Genomic DNA, 6,552 nt, shown 5'->3' on the forward strand with positions numbered 1-6,552 from the left:
CCACCTGCGCCGTCTGGTGCGGGCGATCCAGATCAACTGGCCGAACATTCGAATCCTGCTCCGCGGCGATAGCCCTTATTGCAACCCGCAGGTCATCGACTGGTGCCGCGCCAACGACGTCGACTTCATCTTTGGCCTCGCGCCCACCACGACCCTGCACAAACATGTCGCGGATCTGGAGGCCAGCACGACCGCGCGCTTCGAAGCGTCGGCCAAGACAGGCAAGGTCCGCAGGTTCAAGAAGTTCGTTGACGGCGCCGCTAGTTGGAGCCGCGTCGAGCNCATGTCGCGGATCTGGAGGCCAGCACGACCGCGCGCTTCGAAGCGTCGGCCAAGACAGGCAAGGTCCGCAGGTTCAAAAAGTTCGTTGACGGCGCCGCTAGTTGGAGCCGCGTCGAGCGCATCATCGCGCGGGTCGAGGTCGGCGCCCACGGTGGCGATATCCGCTTCGTCCCCCGCCTGCCATCACGCCGGAGCAATCCCGGCGCCTCACGAGGCGCGTGGAAAAGCACCGCAACGGCGACCACAGCGTCGCTTCAGGCCGTCAAAAGCTTATCGCCGTGCATCAAGGCGGCTAGATGGCAACGAGGCTTATGCCGCCCGAGCATCGCAGCTAAGTATGCATGAGGGGTCGTCCCTTCAAAATACTTGATACATTTGCGCTTGCGTAGCTCCTTGCATACGCTCGATGCCAGGAGGAGACCTCTGTTCTAAACGCTCGCATCGATGCAACGCCGTTGACACCATCATCGCGGCGACCCCTTTGCCGCGGCCGCCGCAGCCCTTTTCGAGCATGACGATCATGCCGGCGCCATCGCAGTGATGCACTTGCAAATTCAGAGATGCACTCTGGCCAAATGCTAGGTGCCCAGCATATGTCCGGCATCCCGCAACGCCGCTACGAAGAGACGGGCATTGCCGTTGGCATCCATCTTGGCCTGCATCGACAGGGGCATCCTGTGCCAGCTCTCCAAGGCCGCAATGTAATGTGAGAACATACCGTTAACGATGCAATAGTGGGTAACTAGGCCGTGTCCGTCTAACGCCAGCACGCCGAATTGGCCGCCGTGATATCGGATGGCTGCGACCCGCTGGACCTGCGCGTCACCGTCGATCCGCACGTTGAAAAGCAGGCTGCCGCGGCTCCTGGTGGCTATCTCGGCGGCTTTTTCAGCGAAGCTCAACGAGAGCGAGCGGACGCTTTCGACTGCCATCTGTAAAACCATCAAGTTCAGTTCATCCACTGCCATAAGGTACCTGTGCCCAAGACATGGGTGATTGCAATCGACCACACCGCTTGTTCACAGATGTCGGCTCACGACCGGTTATTCAGGGTTCGCCGGTTATCCATTGAGGGCGTGCTCATCAAAATGATCCTGACGTGGAATGCGCTGCATCTACGAAGCGCGAGGAGCAGGCCAGCCAAAGCTGTCGCGACAATTGATCTCATAATCCACCCCGATATCTGGATTTCGGCATCGCTGAACATCCCTGGTAAGTGAGCTGTTTGCGGCAAGCCCATCTCGGCTTTGTACTCCGAAACCGTTGCAATGGCGTCGCTCGGCGCTCGGGACCGACAGGCTCTGCTCGTCGAGAACTTTGTCCCCGAGAAGCGTTCGACTTTGAGCATTCCGCTGAAGGGTGACGTCTCGCCAGTCAGTGTCCTTGCAGCTCACCGCGATGGCTTTTTGCGCATCGCACGCAAGCGCACGAATTGGTCTCCGTTCACTTCACAAAATGGTTTTCCTGAAGTACTGGAGCGCAGAGAAATCTCCGGTCGCAGCCTACCCGGTTAAAACAAGGACCCAACGATGAAGACTCTCGTCGTCTGCTCCGGCGGATTGGATTCCGTTACTCTTGCCCACAAAGTGGCAGCGGAGCACCAGCTGACCGGCCTGCTATCGTTCGATTACGGCCAACGGCATAGGAAGGAATTGGGCTTCGCCACCCTTTGCGCGGAGCGCCTGAGTGTCCCGCAGCGAATCATCGATATCCACGAGATCGGCGGCGACCTTTCCGGCTCCGCGCTGACCGACAATGTGGACGTGCCCGACGGGCACTATGCGGAAGACACGATGAAGATAACGGTGGTGCCCAACCGGAACGCCATCATGTTGGCCATTGCCTTCGGCCTCGCCGCAGCGCAAGACGCTGACGCAGTGGCGACGGCCGTGCATGGTGGGGATCACGTTGTCTATCCCGATTGCCGTCCGGCCTTCATCGACGCTTTCCAGATGATGCAGGACCACGCGCTCGACGGCTACGCGCAGATTCGCCTTTATGCACCCTATGTGAACCTGACGAAGGCGGACATTGTTATGGATGGAGCCACATACGGCACGCCGTTTGCGCAGACCTGGTCCTGTTACAAGGGCGCCGAGCGTCATTGCGGGAGGTGCGGGACCTGCGTCGAGCGGCGTGAGGCGTTTCACATCGCTGGGCACCCGGACCCAACCGAGTATGAGGACTCCGACTTCTGGCTCGGAGCGCTGCGAAGGACCACCGCGTAATGTTCCGCATCACCAAGGAATTCCACTTCTCAGCCTCGCATCAGCTCACCTCATTGCCACCCGATCACCAATGCGCGCGCCTGCACGGACATAACTACATCGTCGAAGTGGAGCTTTCAGCGGATGGACTGGACGATCACGGCTTCGTGCGCGACTACCACGACTTGGCGCCATTCAAACGCTACATCGACGAGAGCTTCGACCACCGGCATCTCAACGACGTGCTGGGACACGAGCAAGTCACGGCGGAATATCTGGCCAGACATTTCTACGACTGGTGCAAGGCACGCCTGAGCGAAACCGCGGCCGTGCGGGTGAGCGAAACGCCGAAAACCTGGGCGGAATACCGGCCATGACGAATACTCATCCCGCAATCCGCGTTAGCGAGATTTTCGGGCCAACGATCCAGGGCGAGGGCGTGCTCATAGGTTTGCCGACGATCTTCGTCAGAACCGGCGGGTGTGACTATCGCTGTTCCTGGTGCGACAGCCTCCATGCTGTGGACAATCAATTCCGGCATGAATGGGAGATGATGTCCGTTGGGGCGGTGTGGAAAAATGTGCTTGCCCTTTCCGGTGGCCGCCCGGTGATGGTGTCGCTATCAGGCGGCAATCCGGCCATCCAGCCGCTCGGCGCGCTCATCGACCGGGGCCATGGTGACGGTTACCGTTTTGCGCTGGAAACCCAAGGGTCGCTTGCCAGGGACTGGTTTGCGCAGCTTGACGTGCTGATCCTCAGCCCAAAGCCGCCGTCAAGCCGAATGACGACAGATTGGGCCGCTGTCGAGGCGTGCCTCCAGGCGGCACAAGGCAAGCCCCAAGTCGTGCTCAAGCTCATTGTTTTCGACGAAAGGGACTACACCTACGCGAAAGACGCCGCTGCGCAATTTCCGCAACTTCCGATCTATCTGCAGCCCGGCAATCACACGCCGCCACACCCCACAAATGATGACGCGCCTGTCGACCTTGACGGAATATTGAAGCGCATGGAGTGGCTGGTTGACAGCGTGACCCGCGACAGATGGTTCGAGGCCCGCGTGCTGCCGCAGCTGCACGTTGTGCTCTGGGGTAACAAGAGAGCCGTCTAGCCCAGGCCCTTTCCACTGGAACTGCGCCGGCAGAATTCGGGTGAACGGGTGGTTCAGGTCGAAGGGAGCTGTCGCCGACAACCATGATCCGACAGGCAGGGCTCGAGCGGACGATATCGTCGCTGCGCCAAGACGCGTCTGGTCCGCTCAGAATCTTGTCTCGATAGACGGTCGCCGATCAACAAACGTACCGCGGTCCATGATCGACTGAGAGGCATGACCGTTCCTCTGAGTGCTCAGACTGCCGCCGAGTGCCTGGCCGTTCCAGCTTCGAAATATTTGTCGAACCTGGCCGCGATGCTTCGGACGAAAGGGCGACTTTCAGCCGGCACAACGAATCTGTCGCCATCAAGTTCAAGCAATCGAACCGGATCGTGGAGGGCCATGGAACTTGACTGAAGGAGGAGCCTCTGGCCGGCCTCGCCGAAGCGTTCCACCAGATCGATGGCCGAGAAGGCGAAGTCGCACATCAAACGTTCGATGATCCAGCCGCGAACGCGGTCGTCGTTGGAAAGTGCGATACCCCGAACAGCGGCCAGCCCGCCGTCATCAACCATGCGTCTATATTCGCTAGTTGAAGGCATGTTCTGCGCATAGCCTTGCCGAAACTGGCTAATGGATGACGGGCCGAGCCCGATCAAGATTTCGCAGCAATCGTCCGTGTAGCCCTGAAAGTTCCGGTGCAAAGTCCCGGTGTGTGCCGCAATCGCCAGCGCATCGCCTGGTTTGGCGAAATGGTCGAGCCCGATTGCCTCGTATCCATTGTCTACAATCGCCTGTGCAGCCAGTTGCGACTGGGCAAAGCGCTCCGCGGGACCCGGCAACCAGGCCTCGTCGATCATCGTCTGATGTTTCTTGAACCACGGTACATGCGCGTAGCCAAACAGTGCGATCCGATCCGGTTCCAGGGTCAGTGCCTGCGTGACCGTAGAAGCGACGCTTTCCCTGGTCTGGTGCGGCAGACCATAGAGCAGGTCCAGATTGACGGATTCGACGCCGCGCGAACGAACGCCGTCGACGACCGTCTTGGTCTGCAGGAAGCTCTGCTCGCGGTTGATCGCCTTTTGCACCTTCGGATCGAAATCCTGAACGCCGAGGCTCGCACGGGTCATGCCGATTTCGGCAAGCGCATCGAGGCGGGCATCGTCCATATCGTTGGGTTCGATTTCAACGCTGATCGTGGCGCCGGGAAGAAAGCCGAAGCTGTTGCGCAGGGCGGTTCCCAGCGCCACCATATCTTCGGGCTTGAGCATGGTCGGCGAACCACCGCCGAAATGGACGGCACGCACACGACCTTTGCCTCCAACAAGACCGGCGACGGTAGCGATCTCGGCATGCAGTGAGCGGAGATAGATCGTCACCGGTTCGTAATGGCGTGTCTGCTTGGTATGGCAGGCACAAAACCAGCAAAGCTTGTCGCAGTATGGGATGTGCAGATAGAGCGAGATTTCGTCGCCCTCATCGAGCCGCTGTAGCCAGCCACGACAAACGGTAGCGTCAACGCTTGCATTGAAATGCGGCGCGGTCGGGTAGCTCGTGTAGCGCGGGACGTTCTCGCCAAATCTGGCAACTAGCTTTTGTCGCATGTCGTGGTCCACCGTGTTTGCCTCGCCCGAACTGTGGATGCTTGGATGAGCCTAAGCCCTGATTTCGATCAACCTTCAGCACGGACAAACTGCCGCAAGGATTTTTCTACCGTGGATGCTATCCTGCCCGCACGGAGCGGTAGAGCGATCGAATGACATTACGGCAGGATATTCACAGTTCCGGCATCCCCGTTCTTTGCCTGTCTTGCGAGGCACGGCGCCGCGGTGTCTGTGGCGCGCTAGAGCCAGACCATTTGGCTCAGCTCGCCAAGACGTCGTCGCGGCACAATATCGAGCCGGGGGTCGAACTGATCGGCGACGCCGAGGCGGTCGACTGTTATTCGAACGTGCTTTCAGGCGTGGTGAAGCTCACGAAGAGCCTGTCAGATGGACGCCAACAGATTGTCGGCCTGCAGTTCGCCCCGGATTTTCTGGGTCGGCCCTTCAAGATGAAAAGTGCGATTAATGCGGAAGCGGCAACAGCTGTCTCGCTATGCTCGTTTCCCAGAGCGGCCATCGAACGGATGATGAAGCAGTCACCTGAATTTGTGCATCGCCTGCTCAAGCAGGCGTTGAACGAACTTGACGAGGCACGCGAATGGATGGTGACTCTGGGGCGCAAGACCGCACCAGAGAAGGTGGCGAGCTTTCTCCTCATGATTGCCCGGAACATCGACTCCAATGTTGACCCGACGGCTAGCTCGACGTGCTTCGAGCTGCCGATGACGCGTGCCGACATTTCTGATTTCCTTGGAATCACAAACGAGACCGTGAGCCGTCAGCTGACCAGCCTGAGAATGGACGGCGTGATTCGGATCGAGAACAACCGCCGCGTCACCGTGGACAGCATGAGCCGGCTGGAACGGCGCTGCGGCGGCCGAGGCGCTACAGCCGTTTGAATGACGCAGAAGCTGCATGGCCCCCGTCACTTACTTCATTCGGGGCAGGGCATGCTCGCGTTGGGCTCAGAAGAAGTCGCGTAGCGACAGCCCGTTCTCCATCCGATCGTATGCGCCAGTTGCCTTTCGGCTCGTCGGCGAAGCATCCACACTTGGCCGAAGTCAATACGCCTCATCCGCAGGGGAAAATCGCCGTCTCCCCAAGCCATGAATGTCACGACGGCAGCGTAACGCTGGCGCTGGCTGTTCCAAGGCATTGAACGCGGGGTTCGGTAAGGCGTCGACCTGCTTTCCAGCGTCGCAGAAGGTGCGCTCCCCCACACGCCCGCGGTCGCCTCCGCACCCGGGGCCCGACCGGGGACGCCAGGCCCCATCCATAAACGGGCGGCCGGTGGTGCGGGTAGTGTGCTGAGAGTTCTGCAAATTCGCTGAGAGGGGGCGGTCATGGCAGGCTGGTGATTGTTCACGTC

Annotated in this window: 8 protein-coding genes and 1 pseudogene; 6 read left to right on the plus strand and 3 right to left on the minus strand. The window is 59.8% G+C overall.

What is annotated here, in order from left to right:
- A pseudogene (locus X751_RS1000000166640) lies at positions 1-286 on the plus strand (transposase); the annotation flags it as partial.
- 353 nt (positions 287-639) lie between these two features.
- Here X751_RS1000000166640 and X751_RS1000000167690 read toward each other — a convergent pair.
- Together X751_RS1000000167690 and X751_RS135040 are read right to left on the minus strand one after the other, a co-directional pair.
- Positions 640-804: a hypothetical protein gene (locus tag X751_RS1000000167690; protein WP_023746489.1), complete on the minus strand. Its 165-nt coding sequence runs from the start codon at positions 802-804 to the stop codon at positions 640-642.
- Positions 805-860: 56 nt separating this feature from the next.
- Positions 861-1,250, minus strand: coding sequence for a hypothetical protein (locus X751_RS135040; RefSeq protein WP_023673549.1), 390 nt, complete (start codon positions 1,248-1,250; stop codon positions 861-863).
- A gap of 300 nt (positions 1,251-1,550) precedes the next feature.
- Here X751_RS135040 and X751_RS1000000167360 point away from each other — a divergent pair, with 300 nt between their 5' ends.
- Genes X751_RS1000000167360 through queE form a run of 4 tightly spaced genes read left to right on the plus strand, consistent with a single transcriptional unit; the run spans position 1,551 to position 3,597 of the window.
- Complete coding sequence (locus tag X751_RS1000000167360) at positions 1,551-1,796, plus strand: hypothetical protein (protein ID WP_156936445.1); 246 nt, start codon at positions 1,551-1,553, stop codon at positions 1,794-1,796.
- A 15-nt stretch (positions 1,797-1,811) separates the two neighbouring features.
- A complete protein-coding gene (gene queC, locus X751_RS135035) occupies positions 1,812-2,510 on the plus strand; it encodes a 7-cyano-7-deazaguanine synthase QueC (RefSeq protein WP_023708066.1) in 699 nt (232 codons plus the stop codon).
- Entirely contained in the window at positions 2,510-2,866 is a 357-nt protein-coding gene (gene queD, locus X751_RS135030) for a 6-carboxytetrahydropterin synthase QueD (protein WP_023673552.1), read from the plus strand. The genes queC and queD overlap by 1 nt, the downstream gene beginning before the upstream one ends.
- Positions 2,863-3,597: a 7-carboxy-7-deazaguanine synthase QueE gene (queE, locus tag X751_RS0134935; protein WP_023708064.1), complete on the plus strand. Its 735-nt coding sequence runs from the start codon at positions 2,863-2,865 to the stop codon at positions 3,595-3,597. The genes queD and queE overlap by 4 nt, the downstream gene beginning before the upstream one ends.
- 236 nt (positions 3,598-3,833) lie before the next feature.
- Here queE and hemN read toward each other — a convergent pair whose 3' ends face one another.
- A complete protein-coding gene (hemN, locus tag X751_RS135025) occupies positions 3,834-5,183 on the minus strand; it encodes an oxygen-independent coproporphyrinogen III oxidase (protein ID WP_023750565.1) in 1,350 nt (449 codons plus the stop codon).
- Positions 5,184-5,335: 152 nt separating this feature from the next.
- On the opposite strand from hemN, the gene X751_RS135020 reads away from it, so the two are divergent.
- A complete protein-coding gene (locus X751_RS135020; RefSeq protein WP_023708062.1) occupies positions 5,336-6,082 on the plus strand; it encodes a Crp/Fnr family transcriptional regulator in 747 nt (248 codons plus the stop codon).
- Positions 6,083-6,552: the final 470 nt, after the last annotated feature.

The sequence above is a fragment of the Mesorhizobium sp. LNJC394B00 genome (assembly GCF_000502555.1).
Taxonomy (GTDB): Bacteria; Pseudomonadota; Alphaproteobacteria; order Rhizobiales; family Rhizobiaceae; genus Mesorhizobium.

What these genes read in the sequence shown, in the direction of transcription:
- queC (WP_023708066.1), top strand. Translation starts at nt 1,812, where the DNA reads ATGAAGACTCTCGTCGTCTGCTCCGGCGGATTGGATTCCGTTACTCTT.
- X751_RS135040 (WP_023673549.1), bottom strand. Translation starts at nt 1,250, where the DNA reads ATGGCAGTGGATGAACTGAACTTGATGGTTTTACAGATGGCAGTCGAA.
- queD (WP_023673552.1), top strand. Translation starts at nt 2,510, where the DNA reads ATGTTCCGCATCACCAAGGAATTCCACTTCTCAGCCTCGCATCAGCTC.
- X751_RS1000000167690 (WP_023746489.1), bottom strand. Translation starts at nt 804, where the DNA reads ATGATCGTCATGCTCGAAAAGGGCTGCGGCGGCCGCGGCAAAGGGGTC.
- queE (WP_023708064.1), top strand. Translation starts at nt 2,863, where the DNA reads ATGACGAATACTCATCCCGCAATCCGCGTTAGCGAGATTTTCGGGCCA.
- X751_RS135020 (WP_023708062.1), top strand. Translation starts at nt 5,336, where the DNA reads ATGACATTACGGCAGGATATTCACAGTTCCGGCATCCCCGTTCTTTGC.
- hemN (WP_023750565.1), bottom strand. Translation starts at nt 5,183, where the DNA reads ATGCGACAAAAGCTAGTTGCCAGATTTGGCGAGAACGTCCCGCGCTAC.
- X751_RS1000000167360 (WP_156936445.1), top strand. Translation starts at nt 1,551, where the DNA reads ATGGCGTCGCTCGGCGCTCGGGACCGACAGGCTCTGCTCGTCGAGAAC.